Annotated in this window: 15 protein-coding genes and 2 pseudogenes; 16 read left to right on the forward strand and 1 reads right to left on the reverse strand. The window is 52.1% G+C overall.

Going from position 1 to position 20,214, the window contains the following annotated elements:
* Nucleotides 1-684 precede the first annotated feature (684 nt).
* The 7 genes and pseudogenes from LKX83_RS34400 to LKX83_RS15485 all read left to right on the forward strand — a co-directional run bounded on the left by LKX83_RS34400 (nucleotide 685) and on the right by LKX83_RS15485 (nucleotide 8,224).
* Nucleotides 685-1,380 (forward strand): glycosyltransferase, encoded by a 696-nt coding sequence (locus LKX83_RS34400; protein ID WP_227883185.1) that lies wholly within the window; start codon nucleotides 685-687, stop codon nucleotides 1,378-1,380.
* A 122-nt stretch (nucleotides 1,381-1,502) separates the two neighbouring features.
* Nucleotides 1,503-1,603 (forward strand): annotated as a pseudogene (locus tag LKX83_RS34405) (sugar phosphate nucleotidyltransferase); the annotation flags it as partial.
* A 58-nt stretch (nucleotides 1,604-1,661) separates the two neighbouring features.
* Entirely contained in the window at nucleotides 1,662-2,609 is a 948-nt protein-coding gene (locus LKX83_RS15465) for an SDR family NAD(P)-dependent oxidoreductase (protein WP_227883186.1), read from the forward strand.
* 347 nt (nucleotides 2,610-2,956) lie between these two features.
* The gene (locus tag LKX83_RS15470) at nucleotides 2,957-4,189 is read left to right on the forward strand and encodes an aminopeptidase (RefSeq protein WP_227883187.1); all 1,233 of its coding nucleotides are present in this window, start codon (nucleotides 2,957-2,959) and stop codon (nucleotides 4,187-4,189) included.
* 674 nt (nucleotides 4,190-4,863) lie between these two features.
* Entirely contained in the window at nucleotides 4,864-5,907 is a 1,044-nt protein-coding gene (locus tag LKX83_RS15475; RefSeq protein ID WP_227883188.1) for an aldose 1-epimerase family protein, read from the forward strand.
* Between the two features lie 124 nt (nucleotides 5,908-6,031).
* Nucleotides 6,032-6,418, forward strand: coding sequence for a DUF488 domain-containing protein (locus LKX83_RS15480; protein ID WP_227883189.1), 387 nt, complete (start codon nucleotides 6,032-6,034; stop codon nucleotides 6,416-6,418).
* A gap of 117 nt (nucleotides 6,419-6,535) precedes the next feature.
* Entirely contained in the window at nucleotides 6,536-8,224 is a 1,689-nt protein-coding gene (locus LKX83_RS15485; RefSeq protein ID WP_227883190.1) for an ankyrin repeat domain-containing protein, read from the forward strand.
* A 686-nt stretch (nucleotides 8,225-8,910) separates the two neighbouring features.
* Here the strand turns inward: LKX83_RS15485 and LKX83_RS15490 are convergent.
* A complete protein-coding gene (locus LKX83_RS15490) occupies nucleotides 8,911-9,144 on the reverse strand; it encodes a helix-turn-helix transcriptional regulator (RefSeq protein ID WP_227883191.1) in 234 nt (77 codons plus the stop codon).
* A 241-nt stretch (nucleotides 9,145-9,385) separates the two neighbouring features.
* On the opposite strand from LKX83_RS15490, the gene LKX83_RS34705 reads away from it, so the two are divergent.
* The 9 genes and pseudogenes from LKX83_RS34705 to LKX83_RS15530 all read left to right on the forward strand — a co-directional run bounded on the left by LKX83_RS34705 (nucleotide 9,386) and on the right by LKX83_RS15530 (nucleotide 20,168).
* Nucleotides 9,386-9,574 (forward strand): hypothetical protein, encoded by a 189-nt coding sequence (locus tag LKX83_RS34705; protein ID WP_465249333.1) that lies wholly within the window; start codon nucleotides 9,386-9,388, stop codon nucleotides 9,572-9,574.
* Nucleotides 9,520-9,765, forward strand: a pseudogene (locus tag LKX83_RS15495) (phosphorothioated DNA-binding restriction endonuclease); the annotation flags it as partial. The gene LKX83_RS34705 and the pseudogene LKX83_RS15495, both read left to right, overlap by 55 nt.
* Before the next feature lie 246 nt (nucleotides 9,766-10,011).
* On the forward strand, nucleotides 10,012-11,238 hold the full coding sequence (locus LKX83_RS15500) for a multidrug effflux MFS transporter (RefSeq protein WP_227883192.1): 1,227 nt from the start codon (nucleotides 10,012-10,014) through the stop codon (nucleotides 11,236-11,238).
* 247 nt (nucleotides 11,239-11,485) lie between these two features.
* Complete coding sequence (locus LKX83_RS15505) at nucleotides 11,486-14,569, forward strand: efflux RND transporter permease subunit (RefSeq protein ID WP_227883193.1); 3,084 nt, start codon at nucleotides 11,486-11,488, stop codon at nucleotides 14,567-14,569.
* 103 nt (nucleotides 14,570-14,672) lie between these two features.
* Entirely contained in the window at nucleotides 14,673-14,912 is a 240-nt protein-coding gene (locus LKX83_RS15510) for a hypothetical protein (protein ID WP_227883194.1), read from the forward strand.
* 21 nt (nucleotides 14,913-14,933) lie between these two features.
* Entirely contained in the window at nucleotides 14,934-15,617 is a 684-nt protein-coding gene (locus LKX83_RS15515; protein ID WP_227883195.1) for a response regulator transcription factor, read from the forward strand.
* Nucleotides 15,610-16,977, forward strand: a complete 1,368-nt coding sequence (locus tag LKX83_RS15520) for a sensor histidine kinase (RefSeq protein WP_227883196.1) — start codon at nucleotides 15,610-15,612, stop codon at nucleotides 16,975-16,977. The genes LKX83_RS15515 and LKX83_RS15520 overlap by 8 nt, the downstream gene beginning before the upstream one ends.
* 306 nt (nucleotides 16,978-17,283) lie before the next feature.
* The gene (locus LKX83_RS34410; protein WP_227883197.1) at nucleotides 17,284-19,083 is read left to right on the forward strand and encodes a sensor histidine kinase; all 1,800 of its coding nucleotides are present in this window, start codon (nucleotides 17,284-17,286) and stop codon (nucleotides 19,081-19,083) included.
* Nucleotides 19,080-20,168 carry a response regulator gene (locus LKX83_RS15530; protein WP_227883198.1) on the forward strand — a complete coding sequence of 363 codons (1,089 nt, stop codon included), beginning with the start codon at nucleotides 19,080-19,082 and terminating at the stop codon, nucleotides 20,166-20,168. The genes LKX83_RS34410 and LKX83_RS15530 overlap by 4 nt, the downstream gene beginning before the upstream one ends.
* Nucleotides 20,169-20,214: the final 46 nt, after the last annotated feature.

The following is a 20,214-nucleotide window of genomic DNA, read 5'->3' on the forward strand; positions in this document are numbered from 1 at the left end:
CCGTGACTACACCCGTAGAAGCCTGTGTGCCGTTATCTTCGGACAGGGGTTCGACCGCGCGCAGGGAGCGAAGCGGACGAGCACGGCATCTGATTCCACCGCTGCGCTCTGCTTCGTCGAGTAGGCTTCGTCAGCAAATTCAATCAGGAATCATATACTCCCCTCGCCTCCACCATCATCAAAGCCAGCCGCATGAGGCTGGCTTTTTTGCGTGGAGCGAGAGGGACGTCGCTGAAACCGTATCCGAAGGAGGACAGGGGTTCGACCGCGCGCAGGGAGCAAAGCGGACGAGCACGGCATCTGATTCCACCGCTGCGCTCTGCTTCGTCGAGTAGGCTTCGTCAGCAAATTCAATCAGGAATCATATACTCCCCTCGCCTCCACCATCATCAAAGCCGACCGCATGAGGTCGGCTTTTTTGCGTGGAGCGAGAGGGACGTCGCTGAACCCGATTCCGTTCCGCACGGACGGAGCAAAGCGGAGGAGTACGCTCCAAACACTTTGCGTTTACGTATTTTGTCTTTGCTGAATCCTTTTGGATTCGATGATCGAGGAAATTCTTGTGTCGAAACCGGTACAATGCATTGGGTTACAATCGGGTACAGCCGCCGTTGTTTTGTAAAAATGATTGCATAAAATAAAATTGATTCAATTTCATCCATGGGGAGAAAGGGATGGTAATCGTTGGTTTCCATAATCGTTTGTACGGAGCGGCCTTCATTTATAAACAACGTATTCGCGAATTATAAACGGCAAAGTTATAAAAATAAAGAAATGATCATTGTTTTAAATCGGGATGATATGGACATTAACAAGTGGAGGAGAAAAGCGAGTCAATATAAGAACGTGTCTGTTTATCGGGTCCCTCAGAGATATGAGGTGGGCAAATGTTTAAATTATGGCATTCAGAGGGCGAAACATAGCATTATCGCAAAATTCGACGATGATGATTATTATGGCCGCTACTATTTGGCAGAATCCGTCAATAAAATGCGAAGAAAAAACGTTCCCGTCGTTGGGAAAAATGCCAGCTTTATATATTTTGAAGCCAAAAAAGCACTTATGTTATATCGAGGAGGCGGACAAAACCGATATCTGGACAGAATTAAGGGCGGTACGTTGACGTTTAAGAAATATGTGTGGAGGAATGTCAAGTTTAACGAAAAAAAGCTGCATAGTACCGATGTTGCCTTTTTGCGCGGATGCAAAAAAAGAGGATATAAAATTTATTCCGTGTCGAAATATAATTATGTTTGTGTAAGGAGAAAAAATGTAAATTCCCATACGCAAACAATATCCACAAAAGAATACATGGGCAAGTGTAAATTAGTCAGGTATACAAAACGCTATATTCCATATGTAACTAGAAAAGTTTTGTAGCGGCAGGTGCCACGGTCCAGTCCATCTGGGCCGATTTTTTTTTGTCGGATTGTCCAAGCCATTATTGTGGCTGTTCATAAAGTAGTAGCAGACAAAATTGAAGTGAGTAGGAGAAATGTACAATGAAAGGTCTTATACTATGCGCTGGCAAAGGAACAAGACTATACCCTTTTACTCTCGCGTATCCAAAACACTTATACCTGTGGCCAATAGACCTTTTATCAAACGGAACCTGAAGGCATTTCACATGTGTTTAGGGGGGAAGGGAAAGGTGAATCAACATGAAAACGTTAGTCACTGGCGGGGCGGGATTTATCGGCAGCCATCTGGCGGATTCGCTTTTGGCGGATGGTCATGAGGTGACGGTGATCGATCATTTTGACCCTTTTTATAGTCGCTATATAAAGGAACGGAATATTGCTCATCAGCAAGGTTCCGCGAACTACAAATTTATTGAAGCTGATATTCGCGATCGGGAGCGGATATTCGGCATTTTTGATGAAGAAAAACCAGAGGTTGTGGTGCATCTCGCGGCAAAGGCGGGGGTACGTCCGTCGCTCGAGAATCCGCTGCAATATGTTGAAGTCAATATAAACGGTACGGTGCATTTGCTGGATGCGGCTGTTCGGCGCGGGGTGAAGAAGTTTATTTTTGCTTCGTCCAGCTCGGTGTACGGCTTGAATGAGAAGGTGCCGTTTGCCGAAGGCGATCCGATTTTGCAGCAGGCTTCTCCTTACGGCGCGACGAAGGAGGCTGGGGAAGCGCTGTGTCGGAGCTATAGCCATTGTTTTGGACTGCCGATTGTGGCGCTGCGCTTTTTTACGGTGTATGGACCGCGTCAGCGGCCGGATTTGGCGATTCATAAGTTTGCACGGAGCATTTTGCACAACGAGCCGATCACCTTGTTTGGGGATGGCTCGACTTCGCGGGACTATACGTATGTGTCCGATACCGTCAGCGGCATTCGTTCGGCGATCGATTACTGCAGCTCCGGCTATGATGTGTTTAACCTCGGCAATGACAATCCGGCGAAGTTATCGGAGCTGGTCGAGGGTATTGAACGCGTGCTGGGCAAAAAGGCGATCATCCGCTGGCTGCCGGAGCAGGTTGGCGATGTGCCGCGAACTTGGGCGAGTCTTGAAAAGTCGTGGGATTTGCTTGGCTATGCCCCCAAGGTTGATTTGGCTACCGGTTTGCAGAGGTTTGCGGATTGGCTGAACGGCAAATGAACTTACTGATATATGGAAATATGGCCCTAAAATTCAACAAACCCAGTAGCTACTCGGCACTGGGTTCATTTTGCAAATATTAGGGGCAGGGCTCTCCTAAAAAGTGCGGTCCATCGTGAAGAGTAACTAACGATTTGGAATGCTATTTTACCTGAGACCGTTCGGACTTGACAGCCAAGCTTGCTATGCGGCACCCAAAAATAGTACCCTCGGCAGAAAGGTTCGACCGCGCGCAGGGAGCGATAAATGGGGACCCCGCAAAGTTGTGGATTTTGCTTTTTCAAAGCTTGTTTTGTTACTGGCGTTGGTTAAGATATAGTTAGGAAGGATTTAAAAGGAGATCGCGAATGAAGACATTTGAACTGATGTTAAACAAGTATGCAGAATTGGTCATTAGGGTTGGGGTGAATATTCAAGTTGGGCAAGTGCTGATCGTGCATGCCCCGATTGAAACGGCTGAATTAACTCGGTTAATTGTAGCAAAAGCCTACGAGGTTGGAGCGAAATATGTAATTGTGGAATGGGATGACGACGAGATTACTCGAATTAGATATGAGAAGGCGTCGGACGATTCGTTCGATTATTATCCGCAATGGTTGGCAGACAGCATGGTGCATTTTGCCGAAGAGGGCGGAGCGATCCTGCATATTAAGGTGCCTAATCCGGATTTGTTCCAAGGGATCGAATCTTCTAAAGTATCGGCGGCAGTTAAGTCTGCGGCTATCGCAAGAAAGGAATATTCAACGTATACTCGAAACAGTAAAATCAGTTGGTCGCTGATCAAAGCGCCTACTCGCGCGTGGGCAAATAGAGTGTTCGCCGATCTTCCGGAGGAGCAGCGAGTGGATGCGATGTGGGAAGCGATTTTCCAAATGGTACGCGTGAATACAGACGATCCGATTTCCGCTTGGCGTGAGCATATTGATCAATTGAAGCTGAGGCAGAATCTGTTGAATGCGAAAGGCTACAGAAGTCTCCACTTTCGAGCGCCGGGAACGGATCTGCGCGTGGAGTTGCCCGAGAGACATATTTGGCTTGGCGGTGGCGGCGAGAATGAGAAGGGGATATACTTCGTCGCGAATATGCCAACCGAAGAAGTGTATACCATGCCTCATCGTACCGGCGTGAATGGGACGGTCAAGAGCACCAAGCCCCTCAATTTGAACGGCAGACTTGTCGAAGGCATCACCTTTACGTTCAGGGACGGCAAAGTGGCGGCTTATGAGGCCGAGTCGGGTCGGGAACATCTGACCTCTTTGCTGGATACGGATGAAGGTGCATCCTATCTCGGTGAGGTGGCCTTAGTGCCGCATGATTCCCCGATCTCCAATCTGAACAGAGTATTTTACAATACGGGCATTGACGAGAATGCTTCCTGTCATTTGGCGCTTGGAAGTGCTTATCCCGTTAACCTGGAAGGCGGGACGAAGCTATCCGGCGAAGAGCTTCTGGAGCGGGGCGCTAATATAAGTCTTACGCATGTAGACTTTATGATCGGCTGCGCGAATCTTGATGTGGATGGAGAACTTCCTGACGGAACCATCGAGCCTGTCTTCCGACAAGGGAATTGGGCCTTCTAGGAAGACTGTTCGTGATGGATGTTAAGAGGTTGTTGAAGGGACTGCGTTGAGTCTGAGGATGTAACATGAAGAGCAGGAGGGATGACCTCGCTGCTCTTTTATTCGTTCTACTGCGACTGGCTCTGTTTCGTCGAGTAAGCTTCGTCAGCAAGTTCAATCGAGAATCCTATATTCCCTTCGCCTTATCTTTACTGGTGGGTTTTGTTTGTTTATGATTAGTAGAAACCGCCCAATTTTTTCAAATTAAGGATCCCTCACTCCAAGGCGAAAAGCGTTATTGATTTGGCATATTTAAACGTCTTCTGATCAAGCGATGACATCTGTTTATGACGAACTGTACCAACTCCTTCCATGGTGCACCTCACCTCATCTTATGTTCTACGAGAACAGGCTTCGTAGAAGAGTGTCTCCCACCAATGTTTCACTTGTAAGCATAGGAGTCTTCACTTATGGAAGTTCTAAGCGAGATTATAACAAAGAACACCACCAGGCGTATTGTGAAAAATCGACGTTTTTTTGTGGGCGTAGCTTTTCGCGCAAAGAAAAATTCATACACTCCGTAGGCAAACCGTGTTGTTTGTTTTATGATAATGTTCGAATATAACTTTTGAAATGTATTAATCAAACAAATTTATCGAGGACGAGGTCGCTTAAAGCGAGGGAGGGATATGTTAATGCGGCTGTATGGTCGGAACTGGACACGCCGGGAGCTGGAAGCCCGCGTGGGCCATATCGGGCAGATCGGCGGGGTCAGACGGATGACGCTGACGGAAGGGAAGGAAGCGGGAACGGAGATCGTCCGGGTGCGGACAGGAGCTGGACTCGCCTTCGACACCGTTCCTTCCAAAGGACTGGATATTTCGTACACGGAAATATGGGGGGCGCCGGTCTCCTGGCAATCTCCGAACGGCGACGTTCATCCTATGTATTACGAACCGGAAGGAGCGGGGTGGCTCCGAACGGCGTCCGGAGGCCTTCTCATGACCTGCGGTCTTACCCACGTCGGTTCGCCTTCCGAAGACGCTTCAGGAAGCTACGGCTTGCATGGAAGGGCTCACCATACACCGGCAAGGCATGTTTGCCTCCGCGAAGAGTGGATAGGCGACGAGCTGGAGTGGAGCGTGTCCGGCATGGTAGAGGAAACGGCCGTGTTTGGAAGCCAGCTTAGATTGACGCGCGATATCTCCGGCCGACTGGGCGAGAACCGGATTCTCATTCAGGACCGGGTTGAAAATGTCGGCTTTCGCCCAGCCCCGCACATGATGCTCTACCATTTTAACTTCGGGTTTCCGCTGCTGGGGGAACAGACGGTCATCAAGCTTCCTTTCGCCGACAGCGATGCGCGCGACACCCATGCTCCGCTGAGCCACTGTACCACTTGGGAAACGCCAAGAACAGGAGTGTCCGAATCCGTCTACTATCACCATCTCCGAAAAGAAGCCGAAAGTTCGGATGGCATGGCGGAGGCGAGCCTGCACAACCCGGCCTTTCCTGCGGGTGGTACCACGCATCCGGCTACGGTAAAGCTGCGCTGGTCGGCGGATACGCTGCCGATACTGGTTCAGTGGCGGATGCCCGGAGCAGGTGAGCATGTTCTTGGTCTAGAGCCGTCCAATTGCAAAGTGGAAGGTCGCGCCGTGGAATCGGAACGGGGCGGGCCTCTTATGCTGGAGCCCGGAGCGTCTGTCGCTTATCAATTGGAGTTGATCGTATCCTGAATACAGGCGGTGATAGGGTCAGGCTGCCCGACCGGTTTTGCAGCAGGATTGACGTGGCATAAGTCGTTTTTTTTGCTTTATAATAAACATCGGATGAGATCAAGAACGGGTGAGGGTGACAAGGATGATTCGTGTAAAGCGCATCTATGATCCCCTTGAGGAGTCCGATGGAAAGCGGATTCTAGTGGATCGACTGTGGCCGCGAGGCGTTTCACAGGAGAAGGCGGCGATTCACGAGTGGATGAAGGAGGTTGCGCCAAGTCACGAATTGAGGGAGCGGTTTCATCAGCATGGGAACCTCGACGAGTTTGAGGAAAGCTATCGAAAAGAGCTCATGGGGGATGATTCGAAAATTTTGATATTAAAGCAATTGCAGAAATGGTCGGACGAAGGCACTGTAACGTTGCTGTATTCAGCCAAAGACAAAGAGAGAAATCAAGCCGTAATACTAGCTGAAATAGTTCGCGGAATGGATCAAGTTGAAAATACATCTGGGCCATCATCCTCATGAGGATGATGGCCCTTCATTATTTTATTTGATTACCATACTTGTCTTTGACGTTACGTCATTGGTTATGGTTATCTTGAAGGTAATGAGCTGACGGCAAAGGACGGTGGTGTTTTAGTTATGAAGGATGAAATCATGTATTATCGCACCGGCCAGTTTGCGGAGATGTCAGGAGTTACGGCCCGTACGTTACGTTATTATGACCGCATCGGATTATTAAAGCCCAGTGCAATATCCAACGCAGGCCAACGTCATTATACCGATGACGATCTTGTGAAGCTGCAACAAATTGTGACGCTAAAGTTTATTGGATTTTCGCTTGAACAGATTATCAGCATCACGCGGATGCAAGATACGAATGTAAATGCACTCCTGGCCATGCAGCGGGAATGGATGGAGGAAAAAATCGCACACATGCAAAGTGTCGTCCAGGCTATAAAAGAGGCTGAAAGAGTAGCCGGATACGGAGAGGGAAGTTATTCGGAAAAGATTAAAAACATAATCGGAGTGATTGAAATGGAAGCTAACAAAGATTGGCTGCATGAATTTCTAATTGCAGTCATTAACGGAAATGAGGAAAAGGCAAGGACCATTATAACCGCCAATAAAGACATCCCCCAAATCAGCATCTTTGCCGCCGCGGCGCTAGGAGAAGCTGAAATCGTTGGCGATATGTTGATGCGGGATCGCGCTCTTGCTGCCAAGTCGGGAGGTCCGGAAGGCTGGGAGCCGTTACTTTATTTATGCTTCTCCTGTTTTTTAAAGAATCCTTCTCACAACGAACGATTCGTTCAGACGGCCGAGCTGCTGCTTGAACACGGGGCAAATGCCAATGCTTTCCATGTTCAAAAGGATGATTCCTTTAAACGTAAGCTCAGTGCATTATACGGTACGGTAGGAATAGCAGGGAATGCGGCAGTAGCCAAGGTGCTGCTTGAAGCAGGAGCCGATCCGAATGATGGGGAGTCCTTGTACCATGCGGCAGAATTGCCAAGTCATGAATGCTTGGATTTGTTATACCAGTATGGCGTAAATCTAAATGCTACCCCCGCATTATTCCGGAAGCTCGATTTTGATGATTACTTCGGCGTGAAGTGGTTTATGGAACATGGGGCAGATCCGAACCGGACGTTGGGGGACCATGGTACTTCCCTCCACTGGGCCGTCATTCGGGGGCGGTCGCCTTCGACGATCGAGCTCTTGATTCAATTCGGCGCGGAAGTGAATGCAAGCAGGCCTGACGGTAAAACGCCTTATATGTTGGCTGTACGATATGGACGGGCCGATCTTGCCGACATCCTGCGCATACACGGTGCATTCACCGATATCGATAGGATCGACTCTCTTATTGGAGCGTACGCCACTGCGAACAAGGCAGAAGTGTTAAAAATCATAAAGGATGAACCTGTTGCGCTTTCAACCCTGACTTATAATGACAGGATCATGCTTCTGGAATTTGCGGAGCTCAATAAGGCCGAGTCCGTGAATCTAATGCTGGAAACAGGCTTTGATCGTTCGGTAAAAAAAGAAGAAGGAACCGCACTGCATATCGCGGGGTGGTTTGGACACATTGAAACGGTCCGTGTGCTAACTTCGCATGGCGCTTCGCTTTCGAAACGAAACGAATACGGAGGAACGCCGTTGGATAGCACTGTCCATGGTTCCATACATTGTCCTCACCGCCGGCGAGGAACACATGCCGCGGTTGTGGAAGCCTTAATAAAAGCAGGGGCTGCAGTTCCGGAGAAAGCATCCGGATCGAAAGACGTTTATGATGTATTATGCAGGTATGGGGCATCCGAATCCTAATGGCTGCAACCCGCTCCACGGACAGAACGGGCTCCTCGACCGACAGGATGTTTTGCAACTTCGTGGACATCAGACTATGGGTACGCGTGTAGTGAGACGGATGAGGTGCTGGATGCGCACTCAGAGACGATTGACGTGCTGGATGCGCACTCAGAGACGATTGACGTGCTGCATGTACTGAAGCCGATCGGGGTGTGCATGGCAGGAGCGGACAGTTCGATCCGTATAAGGATTAAAGGATAAGAGACCGGTTTGTGACGGTCTCTATTTGTATATTTGGTCTAAAATGAGGATGTATCTGCAGCGAGGATTTCATAGCTATATAGCCGCCTATATATCGTTGGCCGTGTAGGATCCTCCTCTGAGAACAGTTGATTTTAAAATTGAAGTCTAATATTGCTTGCGTATGTAGTTGTGAGAAATAACGGAAAATACGTTAGATATCATCAATATACATCCAATGGATAACTTGTAAAGTTCAGCTGTAAAACCGAATGCAAGATCGAATAAGATCAAAAAAGAAATAAGCCCGCTTAAAACAGAGAATGAGTATATGGCAGAGCGTCCGCTGATCTGGGATCCTCGTTCATCTTTACTTTCACTTTTCCTAAACTTAGTCAAGTAAATCACATTTATCGTGCATGCGATAAGGGCTAGCATCCACACTCCGCTCTCGATCCACTTCATCAGTTCTCATCCTCCTCGGTAATTTCCGTATATTGAAACACTTCATTGACGTCGACTCCAAACAATCGTGAAATCTTAAAGGCGAGTATTAGCGAGGGGTTGTATCGGTTCACCTCGATTGAAGCAATGGTTTGCCTGCTCACACCTAACCGGTCGGCGACTTCTTGCTGGGACCACTTGCGGGTTGCCCGCAAAATATGCAGTTTATTTTCCAACTCTCCGTTAATTTCCATCTGATCACCTCTGATGTCATTGTAATTTATTTTTGTTATACTGTAAATTATTTTTAACATAATGACTAAAATATTATACAACAACTGCGAAGGAGTACTGTGGGGCCATGCTTGTGGAGGAATAACTCAAGAAAGTCTTCTAGTTGTACAACAGGGTAAATGGAGGTTATTTCCTGCTGACTGTCGAATAAAGGGATATCGGCATGCATTACGTCAGCAGACAATCCCAGGGGTATATTAAATGAAAGATGAGGAACTGCGGAAGAGGATCGCTAACCTTTCGATATGGAAAAAGAACGGCCAACGGGCTCCACACAAGCCGTTGCTGCTGCTTCTTGCACTGGCTCAGCTACAGCAGAACCAGACCGTTTTGCGCTTGCTTTGTGCGCACTGCATCACAAACTGTTCGACCGTGGAGTGTTTACGATAACCGGGGAACGGGAAATGCTCGTTGCCGAGGAAGCGCATGGAACGCAAGGTTTCGAAGAGTGGCTGATGAGATTTCATGGAAGACGTATCCGGGCACCTATTCGTCCGATCTATTCGCCGAAGGAAACGTTTATCGAGTGGCATGTTCGGGAGGTATTTAGAGGGCCTGCCAGATATAACATGCTAGTATAAATCGAATATCAAAGACTTTGAAGTGCGGCCGTTTCAAGGTAATCTACCGGGAAGCGGTCTTTTTAGCAAGCACATCATCCCCCCCATCATCTGTTGCCGAAAACGGTACAGTTGTGATAGGATGGACAACAGACTCTACGCTTCGAATCTACAAAGCCTCGTACGATTCGAATGCAATAAATAGAAATATAGAGAAAAAGAGATAAAGAGTTATACAGATGGATAGGAGAATAGGAGCCACACTTGATGACGACCAACAAGAACCGTTCGGCTGTTAGGCTAGCATTGCTGCTAGGCTTGTTTTCGACGCTCGGCCCTTTTACCATCGATATGTATTTGCCGGCGTTTCCGGAGATCGTAAAGCAATTCGATACGACAGCTTCGCTCGTACAGCTCAGCCTGACCGCTTGTTTGCTCGGACTGGGCATCGGCCAGATCGTCATGGGTTCGCTGAGCGACGTCCACGGCAGACGCAACCCGCTGCTGATCTCCATGGCCGTCTATGCCGCGGCCTCGTTGGCTTGCGCGTTGTCCCCGAATATATGGCTGTTGATCGCATGCCGGTTCATACAGGGATTTTCCGCTTCGGCGGGCATTGTCATTTCCCGCGCGATCGCGCGCGACCTGTACAGCGGTCACGAGCTTACCCGATTTTTCTCATTGCTCGTGCTCGTCGGGAATTTGGGTCCGCTCGTGGCGCCGGTTACAGGCAGCGGAATCCTCTCTTTCACGACGTGGATCGGCGTGTTTATCTCGCTGACGCTGCTGGGCATCTGCCTGTGGACGATGACGAAATGGGGGCTGCAGGAGACGTTGCCCGCCGATCAGCGCACGCCCAGCAATTTCGTGCAGCAGCTGCGGAATTACGGCATGCTCTTGCGGGATCGCCAGTTTGTCGGCTACATGCTGGCACAGGGCATTATGATCGCCGGCGTCTTCGCCTATGTTTCGGGAACGCCTTTTATCTATCAAAATATTTACGGGGCATCGCCGACCTTGTTCGCCTTTTTGTTCGGATCGAACGGCATCAGCTTGATCATCGGCTCCCAATTGGTCGGACGGATGACGCACCGCATATCCGAACGCGCCTTTCTGTTGTTCGGCCTATGGCTTGCCTGCTTGGCCAGCATCATGGTCTTGGTGGTGGTCACTGTCCATGGACCGCTTTTCGCCTTGGTGATTCCGCTGTTTTTCTTCGTGGGGGCGATCGGCATTACCTCCACGGCGGCATTCCCGCTTGCCATGGAGAGCCAGAGCCATATGGCGGGCAGCGCCGCCGCGCTGCTAGGCGTCATTCCCTTCTTGCTCGGAGCGGTCGTCTCCCCGCTGGTCGGCATTGCGGGCGAAGACACCGCCGTGCCGCTGGGCGTCATTATTTTGTTGACGAGCCTCGCGGCGATGCTGGCTTACTTCTTTCTGATCAGAAGAAGCCCGGGGGAGCCGCAGCGCGTGGCTTCTTCTAGTGACCTTTGATTGTAGCCATTTCAATTGTGAATATAATAATCCCCTTCTCAGCAAGCATGAAGCCGACCGCATAAGGTCGGCTTTTTTACCGTCTGTCTCACGACTGCAGATAAATTCGCGTGAATGTTTTGCCAAACCCGATGGCGAACCGCCCTAGACGCGTATTTCATCCTCTTCATTCGTCCTCTCCAGTACACACTCCGTACAAATTGGAATTGTATAATGCACTCCAGATAGAGGAGAGGAGAGAACGCAATTGAGCGGGTTGACCAGAATCAGCTTGAAAAATGGCGTTGCAGTCGTTATCTTATGTTTGCTTATATTGGGGTACGGATTCTATTCGGCTACGCAAATCAAGCAGCAGACGTTCCCGGATTTGGAGTTTCCGGCGGTCTTTGTCCAAGTCGTGCAGCCGGGCGCGTCGACAGAGGAGATGGAGACGAGCGTCGCTAGGCCAATAGAAGACAGTATGAAGAGCATTAAGGGCTATGACTCCCTTACCAGCACTTCGTCGGAGAACGCCGCGAGCATCGTGATCCAATTCCCGTTCGGCTCGAATATGGACAAGCTGTCCGGCGATGTGGAAGCCGCCGTCCATAAGCTGAATTTGCCCGCGAATGCGAAAGTCAACGTTCAGCGATTGTCGATTAACGCCCAGCCCATCTATCAGGCCGCGATCTTCTCCGGCAGTGGAGACCCGCAGGCATTGGCGAAGAAGCTGGAGGGAGAAGTCGTTCCCGACATGCAGAAGCTGGACGGCGTCAGCTCCGTCGCCTTGAAGGGGACGACGTCCGAACAATTGAACATCGTCGTTGACCGGGAAAAAGCCGCTCAAAAGGGCATCAGCCTAAGCGCCATCCAGAGCGCCCTGCAGTCGCTGAACTATGCCCTCCCGCTCGGCACGGTCACGCAGGAGGAGACGACCATCCCGATCCGTCTGACAGGCAAAGTCGGCTCGTTAAAGCAGATCGAGGCGTTAAAACTGCGAGCCGCCGGCGCGCAAGGGATGGGGGCCCCTGCTTCCGGATTGCCGGGAAGCGCGGCGAACGGCGCTACCTTGCTGTCGGACATCGCCGAGATCAAGACCGTGACGACGAAGGACCAGATCACCCGCTACAACGGAGAACCTAGCTTCGTTGTCGAAGTCATTAAGGATCAGGATGCGAACACGGCAGACGTCTCCGACGAAGTCAAAGCGCTGTTGGCTTCCTATGAAGACAAGGGCGACATGAAAGTCCATGTCATCTCCGACCAGGGAGACGAGATCAAGAAGTCGGTTGCCGATCTGGTTCGCGAAGGCTTGTTCGGCGCTTTGTTCTGCGTCATTATCATTTTCCTGTTTTTGCGGAATGTTAGAGCGACCCTCATTTCGATTCTTTCGCTGCCCATTTCGATTTTCGCGACGATCGCGATCATGAACCAGATGGGGTACACGCTCAATATTATGACGCTAGGAGGCATTGCCGTCTCGATCGGACGGATCGTGGACGACAGCATTGTCGTGATCGAGAATATTTATAGATGGCGTCAGGAGAAGGGAGACCAGCTCCAAGGCAAAGAGCTGGCTTACAAGGCGACCCGGGAGGTCATCGGCGCGGTCGCTTCGTCTACCGTGGCGACGGTTGTCGTATTTGCGCCGCTTGCCTTTGTCAGCGGGATTATCGGGGAGTTTTTCCGGCCGTTCTCGCTTGCGGTCGTCATTTCGATCCTGACCTCCCTGCTTGTGGCGATGATGCTCATTCCGGTGATGGGGAGCCGTTTCTTCCGCAGCGTGAAGCCGCATCATCAGGTCAGCCGGATGGCCAACGGATTCGAGAAGATCATCCGAGGCGCTTTGAAGCGCAAAGCGATCGTGCTCGGCACGGCTGTCGTGCTGTTAATCGGCTCGCTTAGCATCATTCCGCTGCTGGGGGTGGCCTTCATTCCGGGGGCCTCGATTCCGACGGCAACGATCGATCTTACCCTGCCCTCGAAGAGCGGCATGGAGCAGACCGATCAAGTCGGCGCCCAAGTGGAAAGCTATCTGAAAGGGATGTCCGGCATCGAGAGCTATGAGGTGTCGATAGGCGGCTCGGGGAAAAATCCGTTGCGATCCTCCGGCGGCAAGAACAAAGCCACCGTAACGGCCCAATTCTCGGAAGGAACCGATATGAATCCCATCGTCGACCGATTGAACGCCGAGCTCCCGGCGCTCGTGAATGCGCAAGTGCCGGATACGAAGCTTAACGTTCGGGCAGGTGCGCAGCAAGGGGCGCCGACGGGCGACAATATCGACGTGGGCCTCTATTCCGAGAACGCGGATGAATTGGCCAGCGCATCCAAACAAGTCGAAGATCTGATGAAGCAAAACGGCGACTTGAAGGATGTCTCGAACAATATGGACGAAGTGACGCCGAAATGGGTGCTGACGCTTAATCAGGAAGGCCAAGACGCCAATGTCAGCCCCTATCTGATCATGCAGACCGTAAGCGAATTGCTGCGTCCGGTTGATGCGGGCACGTACAAGCTCGACAACGAAGACCGGGCCATCACTTTGTCCTATCGGCAGCCCATCGCCACCCGAGAGGAATTGGAGAACGTTCAAATCCTGACCGCAAGCGGGATGAAGAAGCTTAAGGATGTCGCCGATATTGCGGAGCAGAAAGCTTGGATCACGGTGAATCATGACGATGGCAAGATGTATGCCAAGATTAGCGGTACGGTCAAAAGTGGCGATCAGGTATCCGTAGTGACCAAGAAAGTCCAAGACGATATCAAAAGCCTGTCGCTGCCAAGCAGCGTAACGCTGAATTTCGGCGGCGGCCTGAAAATGATTAATGAAGGCTTCGCGAGCATAGGTATCGCGATGGCGTCGGCGGTCGCGCTTGTCTTTCTCGTGATGAGCATGACGTTCGGCGGGCTGTTGACGCCGCTTATCATCCTGTGCTCGCTCGTGTTCATTCCGGTCGGTTCGCTTAGCGCGCTGCTGATCACCGGGCAAGCGTTGTCGATGAGCGGGATGATCGGGATGCTGATGCTCGTCGGAATCGTTGTCACGAATGCGGTCGTCCTGCTGGACCGGGTCGAGAAGAATCGCAAGTCCGGCATGCCGATTACCGAAGCGATCGTGGAGGCGTCCAAAACCCGTCTTCGTCCGATTCTGATGACCGCGTTCGCGACCATGCTGGCCTTGGTTCCGCTCGCGCTCTCGGGCTCCTCGACGAGTCTCATCTCCGGCGGTCTGGCGATTACGGTCATCGGCGGGCTGTTTACTTCCACGATTCTCACGCTGGTCGTCATCCCCGTCATTTATGAGATGGCATGGAAACGGCGTAAAGCGAAAGAAATCGAATCATTCTAAGGTTGCGATTGCGGCGAGGACAGATGAGCTTCAACCGAAGCTCGTTTGTCCTTGGTCATGACGGCGGAGCCGTTTTTACTTGAGAAACGGGAGGAGAGGATTCATGATGAAGAAGCGGCTGAATTCGACGGGGACGAAGCCCCGTTTCAAGCTGCTGCGCGCAGCGTCCGTCACGGCTGGCGTGCTGATTGTTCTCATGGCTAGTGTCCTTGGATTGCATGTGCCGGAAAAACAAGGCATCGAGGTCGCATTGATGCCGTTTGTTCTCATCGTGCTTGCGGTCGCCGTATTGCAGGTATTACAAGGATGCAAGCCTTCGCATGGACGCTCCCGCAGCGGATAATGAGGATAGGAGGCTAACCCGATGACCACCGTTATGGTCGTGGACGACGAGGCGCATATCCGGGAGCTCGTCCGGCTGTATCTGGAAGACGAAGGCATGGAGGTCGTAGAGAAGGCTAACGGAGAGGAAGCCTGGCAATATTACAACAATCAAACGGTCGACTTGGTCGTTCTCGACATCATGATGCCCCGCATGGACGGATGGGAATTATGCCGCCGGCTCCGGGAGGCCGGGGACAAGCCGATTCTGATGATTACGGCCAAAGGGGAACCCATGGAGAGGATCAAAGGCTTCCAGCTAGGAACCGACGATTATTTGGTTAAGCCCTTCGAGCCGATGGAACTGGTGATGCGCGTCAAAGCGCTGCTCAAACGATATCGGATCTCGATCTCGAAGATTGTCAAGCTGGGCAGCGTTACGCTTGACCAAACGAGCTATCAAATTCGGTACAAGGATTCCGGGCTTAGCGAAACGATTCCCTTGAAGGAATTCGAGCTGCTCTTTACGCTCGCGAGCCATCCGGGCAAGCTGTTCACGCGCGATGCGCTCATTGAACGAATATGGGGCTATGAATACGACGGGGACTCGCGGACGATCGATACGCACGTGAAGCGGCTCAGAGAACGTTTTTACCCGTATGAGCACCACTTCAAGATCGTGACCCTTCGGGGGCTCGGCTACCGGCTGGAGGTATACAGTGATTAAGTCCCTCTATGCGCGGATGATATTTGCCTTCCTGGGATCCGTGCTGGTCAGCTTGGTGCTGAGCTTTATGCTGAACAGCTCGCTCTACGTTGGCCAGCTTCGAACGTATATGCAGGAGAATCTCATCGCCAGCGGAAAGACGATCATCCAATCGTACAAACAATCCTACCCGAATAACTTGGATGCCTTGCTCCAGGGACTCACTGCGCTTCCGAATTACTCCATACGGCTATTCGACCAAGAGGGAAAGCCGCTGCATGAGACAGGCGCCCCGTCGCAGGACAAGTTCAATGTGAGAGCGGACCAACTCCGCGTCGTGCTGAACGGAGGCGTCTACCGGGAAACCGAGAAGCATGGATTCGAGCACATGACGATCGGCCTTCCCTTCCAGATCGGTGGGAAGCCCTATGCCTTGTTTATCGCCTCGAAGTTTGGCGGCTTTGCGAAAATGCTGTCCGGGTTTTTTCGAAATCTGCTGCTTATCGTTTTGTTCTTCGGCAGCTTGTTCATCGTCGTCTCGGCCCGCTTCATCGTCCGTCCTTTGCAGCATTTGAATCGGGCAACCCTAAAAATGTCCAAAGGCGATTTCAGCATCCGTTTGAATACGAAACGAAAAGACGAAATCGGCCAATTGACCAGAAGCTTCAACCATATGGCGTACGAGCTGGGAATGCTGGAGAAGATCAGGCGGCAATTTGTCTCGGATGTCTCCCACGAGATCCAGTCGCCGCTGACGTCTATCAAAGGATTCACGCAGGCGCTCAAGCATAAGAAAATGGATGAGGCCAGCCGATTGCGACTGCTCGATATCATCGAAGAGGAGAGCAACCGGTTGTCGCGTTTGAGCGAAGATTTGCTTCAGTTGTCTTCGCTGGAATACGAGCATCTTGCGTTGAATATCCGCCCATATCGATTGGACGAGCAAATCCGCAACGTCGTCATTGCCTCCGAGCCGCAGTGGTCGGCCAAGCATTTGGAGATCGAGCTGGCGTTGGCGGAGATCCAAATCCAGGCGGACGAAGACAAGCTTAGTCAGCTTTGGACGAATCTGCTCAGCAACGGCATTAAATTTACGGCCGATCATGGCAAAATCCAAGTAAAGGCCGTCGAGGCCGATGGAGGCGTCGAGATCACAATCACCGACAACGGGCAGGGCATTTCCGAAGAGGAGATCGGCAACATTTTTAAACCCTTTTACAAGGTGGACAAATCTAGAGATCGAGCCGTCGGCGGGAACGGCATCGGCCTGTCTATCGTTAAGCGTGTCGTCGATTTGCACCATGGCGACATTCAAGTGACGAGCCAAGTCGGCCAATGGACGACGTTCCGTGTTTATCTGCCTAAGATCGCAATGAAATAACAACTCCACATTCGCCGCATCCTCAAAACGCTGACCCCTGCGGCCAGCGTTTTTTTGAGTCATACAGAATGTATAAGTTTTATCCTTATCCATATCTGTATGACCTCCGATAAAAACGTGCCGCCATCTTCCTTGAAGACGGCGGAGCCGTTTTTACTTGGGCATGAGGAAACGTTCATCCACCCGAATCCCCCGCCTCCGGCAGGAGATCCCCAAATCGCGCCGAATACTGTTTGCAGTGAAACGTAAGATGAAGTAGAGTGACCGCTTCCGTCAACAAGGGACTTCAACCATGGGGTGATGGGCGTGCGCACCAATCGTTCGATGGATGCTTTGGCGGCAAAGGCCATTCATGGGAAAACCGTTCTCCGCAAATGGCTGCTCAACGTTTTCGGCATTTCCTCGCTCCGCAAAAGAATCGTGGTTTTCCTGACGGCGGGTATTTTGGGCTGCTCCGTGTTAATGGCGGCGGTCTCGTACAACGCCATCAGCACGATGCAGCAGAACAAGATCAAAACCTCCATGGCTTTCGATTTGTACCAGCAATCCATGAAGCTCACCCAAATCTATAACAACCTGCTCCAAGTGACGCAGCAAATGACGCCGGAAGGCAACGTCGGCCACTTGATGGAATCGTACTCCTCCGCCAGCGATTCCTACAGCCGCTATCTCTTGAAGCTCAACATCTCCTACAATATCGGGCTGATCACGTTTTCGAATCCGGCCATGGAGCTGGTGATGTACTACAGCCCCGAAGACAAGCAAGCCGCGTATGCGAATCTGCCGCTGCGCGAAGATTTTGCGATGCGCGCTCTGCCCAACGTGGCCGGATACGCGGATATCCAGTATCAGCCGCCGCATTTGTCGCTATGCAGGTTCAGCGATGACCAAGTTGTTTCGGTTACTCGTGAAATCGCTTTCTCCGACGGCACGCGCAAAGTCATTTACGTCGAGGCCAGATCCGATATCGCGACGGACATCAACGCCCTGTCCAACAGCGTGAACATGCCGTACGTGCTGGTCTTGACCGACCGGGAGGGGGAGGTGCGGTACAGCAGCAACCAAGAGGTCTTTGCGCCCGGCCGGAGCCTGGTCCTGAAGGGAACCTCGGGCACAACGGACGGCTACCTATGGAACCGGGCGGAGAGCGAAAACGGATACGGCATGACCCTCCTGCTTCCCGTGACCAGCTACAATCACGAACTGTACGCTTGGAAAAACCACATGTTTTTGATCCTCGGCCTCGCCTTGTTGATCATGCTGTCGATCGCGCTGCTGCTGCTGCGTCTGATCAACCGGCCGCTGCGCATGTTCGAATCGGAAATGGAGGCGCTCGGCCAGGGCCATATGGACGCCATGTCCTATCGCACGGGCATCTCCGAGTTCGATAGGCTGTTCGACCAGTTCGATCACATGAAGCGGCAGATTCAGCAATTGATCGTCGACGTGGAGCAAAAGGAAAAGCGGCGGCATCAGCTGGAAATCGAGAAGCTCGCCTATCAGATCAACCCTCATTTTCTGATGAACGCGCTGAATTCGGTTCGTTGGCTGGCGGTCATGCATCGGCAGGCGGACATCGACAAGTTCGTTTCCTCGCTCATTTTTTTGCTGAACTACAATTTAGGGAAATCCCAGGAGACGGCGACCCTCCGGACGGAAACGAAGGTCATGCGCGCCTATCTGGACCTGCAGCAAATGAGGTACGACTTCGAAGTGAAGCTGGACCTGGTGGAGGGCAGCTATCTCGATTGCCCGGTCGCCCGATTCATCCTGCAGCCGATCGTAGAGAATGCGGTCTGCCACGGCCTGGACGAACACGGCAAGCTGGAAATCAGCATCTCGCCCGATGAAGCGGCTCATATCGCCACCGTCGTCATTCGCGACGACGGCAAGGGACTGAGCCAGGAGATGCTGGTACTGCTGCGGCGCGAAGCGCCCGATCCACCCGATCCGCAGCAGACGGGCTGGGGGATCGGCTTGCGGTATGTCCGATCGATGCTGAAATCCTTTTACGGGGACGAAGCGCGCCTGCACATCGACAGCACGCCAAGCCTGGGAACGACGGTTACGATGCATCTTCCCTATGGAAAGGAGAATGCGATGTGATTCGCGTCTTGATTGTCGATGACGATAAGCTCGCGCGCAAAGGCCTGATTTCCATCATGCCCTGGTCCGCCCACGGCATGACCGTCGCCGGAGAAGCGGCGAACGGTGCCAAAGCGCTGGAGTTTCTGGATCAGCAGGCCGCAGATCTGCTGTTCGTGGATCTCTCCATGCCCGTGATGTCGGGCTTGGAGCTGATCCAGGCGGCGCGCGGCAAGTACCCGGATTTGCGGTTCGTCATGCTCACGTTTCATGAAGAATTCGAGCATGTGCAGGCGGCTTACCGGATGGGCGTTCTCGATTATATTTCCAAAGCGCGCATGGAGCTGGAAGATAACGAGCAAATCCTGGCGCGCATCCGGCACAAGCTGGCGAACGAACCGGAACACCCGATGACGGTGCCCCCGTCCGCGCAGCCTGCCTCCATCGGCCCAACGGCGGAGAAGGCGGAGCGGAACGCGCCTCCCCCGGACGAAGCGCAATGGCGGAAGCTGGAGCAAGACTGGCGTTCGCCCTACTGGCTGTATGACAAAGCCGTCTTTGATCGCTTGTGCGGGCAAACCGAAGCTTCGAACGCGTCCGTTCGGCGTCTGGAGGGGCTGTTCCTCCGCGTGATCTCGCAGATGGAGGCCGCCCTGCAACTGGAGGCGGAGTTCAGGCTGGAGGCGGAAGACCTCCGGTCGGCGATCGAGCGGATTCGTCAATACCGGAAGCGGATCTACGCGCAGGTTGCGAGATCGACCGATCTGACGGCAACGGCGATCTGCATCCTCAAGGCCGTGCTGTACATTCGCGAGCAAGCGGCGAGGCCGCTGCATGCCGAGGACGTCGCCGAGCATGTGAACATGAGCCGAAGCTACTTTTGCCAAATTTTCAAAAAGCTGACCGGGTCCACGTTTCATGATTATTTGCGGCAAGAGCGGATTCGTACCGCCGAACGGCTCTTGCGGGAGACAGATCGTTCCGTGGCATGGGTGGCCAATGCCGTCGGGTACGGCGACTCGAAATATTTCTCGCACATTTTCTATGAACAAAACCGGCTGCACCCCTCCGAATTCCGCGCCCAGTTCCACAGGGGGGACGATTGATCGCTGCGAATCGATCAAATACCCGCCTTGATCCGCGAATTATCCG

Origin of the sequence: Cohnella baijiui (assembly GCF_020731285.1) — a bacterium.
GTDB lineage: Bacteria > Bacillota > Bacilli > Paenibacillales > Paenibacillaceae > Cohnella.

Excerpts from the sequence above, each read along its gene's own strand:
- LKX83_RS15465 (WP_227883186.1), top strand. The coding sequence starts at position 1,662 with ATGAAAACGTTAGTCACTGGCGGGGCGGGATTTATCGGCAGCCATCTG.
- LKX83_RS15470 (WP_227883187.1), top strand. The coding sequence starts at position 2,957 with ATGAAGACATTTGAACTGATGTTAAACAAGTATGCAGAATTGGTCATT.
- LKX83_RS15475 (WP_227883188.1), top strand. The coding sequence starts at position 4,864 with ATGCGGCTGTATGGTCGGAACTGGACACGCCGGGAGCTGGAAGCCCGC.
- LKX83_RS15480 (WP_227883189.1), top strand. The coding sequence starts at position 6,032 with ATGATTCGTGTAAAGCGCATCTATGATCCCCTTGAGGAGTCCGATGGA.
- LKX83_RS15485 (WP_227883190.1), top strand. The coding sequence starts at position 6,536 with ATGAAGGATGAAATCATGTATTATCGCACCGGCCAGTTTGCGGAGATG.
- LKX83_RS15490 (WP_227883191.1), bottom strand. The coding sequence starts at position 9,144 with ATGGAAATTAACGGAGAGTTGGAAAATAAACTGCATATTTTGCGGGCA.
- LKX83_RS34705 (WP_465249333.1), top strand. The coding sequence starts at position 9,386 with ATGAAAGATGAGGAACTGCGGAAGAGGATCGCTAACCTTTCGATATGG.
- LKX83_RS15500 (WP_227883192.1), top strand. The coding sequence starts at position 10,012 with ATGACGACCAACAAGAACCGTTCGGCTGTTAGGCTAGCATTGCTGCTA.
- LKX83_RS15510 (WP_227883194.1), top strand. The coding sequence starts at position 14,673 with ATGATGAAGAAGCGGCTGAATTCGACGGGGACGAAGCCCCGTTTCAAG.
- LKX83_RS15515 (WP_227883195.1), top strand. The coding sequence starts at position 14,934 with ATGACCACCGTTATGGTCGTGGACGACGAGGCGCATATCCGGGAGCTC.